The sequence below is a fragment of the Photobacterium damselae genome, assembly GCF_003026815.1.
Taxonomy (GTDB): domain Bacteria; phylum Pseudomonadota; class Gammaproteobacteria; order Enterobacterales; family Vibrionaceae; genus Photobacterium; species Photobacterium damselae.
This window is the reverse complement of record NZ_PYOG01000082.1, coordinates 1-2,062: the sequence shown is the minus strand read 5'-3', so window position 1 is coordinate 2,062 and position 2,062 is coordinate 1. Positions and strand designations below refer to the sequence as shown.

The 2,062-nt window shown below is 37.8% G+C and carries 2 protein-coding genes and 1 pseudogene; 2 read left to right on the top strand and 1 reads right to left on the bottom strand.

Features of this window, described 5'->3' with window-relative positions:
* A pseudogene (locus CTN07_RS22710) lies at nt 1-135 on the top strand (VOC family protein); the annotation flags it as partial.
* 134 nt (nt 136-269) lie between these two features.
* Here CTN07_RS22710 and tnpA read toward each other — a convergent pair.
* Complete coding sequence (gene tnpA / locus CTN07_RS22285; RefSeq protein WP_013404509.1) at nt 270-689, bottom strand: IS200/IS605 family transposase; 420 nt, start codon at nt 687-689, stop codon at nt 270-272.
* An 81-nt stretch (nt 690-770) separates the two neighbouring features.
* Between tnpA and CTN07_RS22280 the strand changes: the two genes are divergently transcribed.
* The gene (locus CTN07_RS22280; RefSeq protein WP_005306966.1) at nt 771-1,868 is read left to right on the top strand and encodes an RNA-guided endonuclease TnpB family protein; all 1,098 of its coding nucleotides are present in this window, start codon (nt 771-773) and stop codon (nt 1,866-1,868) included.
* Nucleotides 1,869-2,062: the final 194 nt, after the last annotated feature.

Below are 2,062 nucleotides of genomic sequence, written 5' to 3'. Positions count from 1 at the left end.
CAAACTGCAATCGAATTAGGGGCAACCTGCTGTGGTAAGCCTGGCGTTCGTCCTGAATACGGTGAAAACTATTATGCAGCATATGTCTTAGATCTTGATGGTAATAAGATCGAAGCCGTATTTTTATTGTTATAAATAACGTTGTTTGATCCTTGCCGTTGTTGCTATGTAGGAGCTGACTATTAAGTTTGCTCCTTTGCTATCACTATTGACGAAGAACCCCGTCACTTCAGGTTGGGGGTGAAAGTCATTGCTACGAAGTAGCAAAATTAAACAGGTTGACTCTGACTCTCAATGTATTTTGTCAACACATCGAGGCTTGCGCCACCGCAAGAGCCAGCAAAGTAGCTAGGACTCCACAAAGCACCATTCCATAAGTAACGGTGAATGATTGGAAACTCTTGTCTTAGACGTCTTGAGCTAACACCTTTAAGTGAATTGATTAGCTTTGATAGCTGAACTTTTGGCGGATATTCAATCAGAATATGAACGTGATCTTGTTCGCCGTTGAACTCTTTTAGTTCAACCTCAAAATCAATACAAATCTCTTTCGTGATCTCTTCTAGTCGATTGAGTATTTCGTTGTTAAAAACTTTTCTTCTGTATTTGGTTACAAAGACTAAGTGTGCATGTAGTGCGCTTACGCAGTGTCGACCTTTGCGGATTACTGGCTCGTTATTGTGCGACATAAGAATTAGACCAATTATGTTTACTACAATTTAAGGTCATGTTTTATAAGTAAATATCTAAAATAAACAAGGTTAGACCAAATGACATTAAGGGCGTACAAGTATCGGTTTTATCCGAATGCTGATCAAGCACGTATGCTTAATCAAACATTTGGTTGTACTCGATTTGTTTACAATAACGCTTTGGCTTACTCCAAAGAACAATACGAATTAGGTAATAAAACCAATTTCAATGATTGGAGCAAGAACTTAACCATATTGAAAAAGAATCCAGATTTTGTATGGCTTAAAGATGTTGCAAGCGTTCCACTTCAACAATCTTTGAAGCACTTGGACAAAGCATTCAAATCATTTTTCAAATCTGGCTTTGGGTATCCAAAGTTCAAGAATAAACGTGGCAAGCAATCAGCTTGTTATGTTGGAACTGCATTTAGATTCAACAGGGATAAATGCGAAATTGAGCTTGCAAAAATGAAACAACCATTGAAAATTAAATGGTCACGTTCATTTGTCGGCATTCCATCTTCTGTATACGTTAGTAAAACGAAAACAGGAAAGTATTTCATTAGCATTTTAGTTGAAGAAGAAATCATTCAGAACAAGCCTACTGATAAAACTGTAGGTATTGATCTAGGTATAAAATCACTTGCTGTATGTTCAGACGGTGTGACGTTTGATAATCCAAAATCTACAGCCAAGTACGCTAAGAAGTTAGCAAAAGAACAACGTAAACTTTCAAAAAAAAAGAAAGGTTCGTCTAACTTCAGCAAGCAACGGATTAAGGTTGCCAAGATCCACGAAAAGATAGCTAATGTTCGCATGGACTTTACTCACAAAATGACGACTAGACTGATAAACGAAAATCAAGTGATTGGAATTGAGTCATTAAAAGTAAAGAATATGATTAAGAATAAAAAACTATCAAAGGCATTAAGTGATGCTAATTTTGGTGAAATAGTTCGCCAGTTGGAATACAAGGCAAATTGGTATGGTCGAACTGTATCAGCTATTAGTCAATGGTTTCCTAGCTCTAAAATGTGTAGTGCTTGCGGTTGTTTGTTTTCTGGCAAATGGTCACTAGGTATTCGTGAGTGGACTTGTGATTGTGGGTCGTTAAATGATCGTGACATCAACGCGGCGATCAATATCCACGCTGAGGGATTACGCTTAATAGCGTAATGGAATTAGTGGCGGTAGGGACTACCGACACGTTAAACGCCTATAAGAGACAATGTAAGCCGACTTTAGAGAGTGTCCTGAATTCTGTGTAACTGTCTAAACTTAAACCTTAAAGGTTAAGGATGGACAATATGGATAAGAAAGCACTCGAAGCTTTTGCTCGTGAAGCCGCAAAGTCAATTAAGACAGAATCT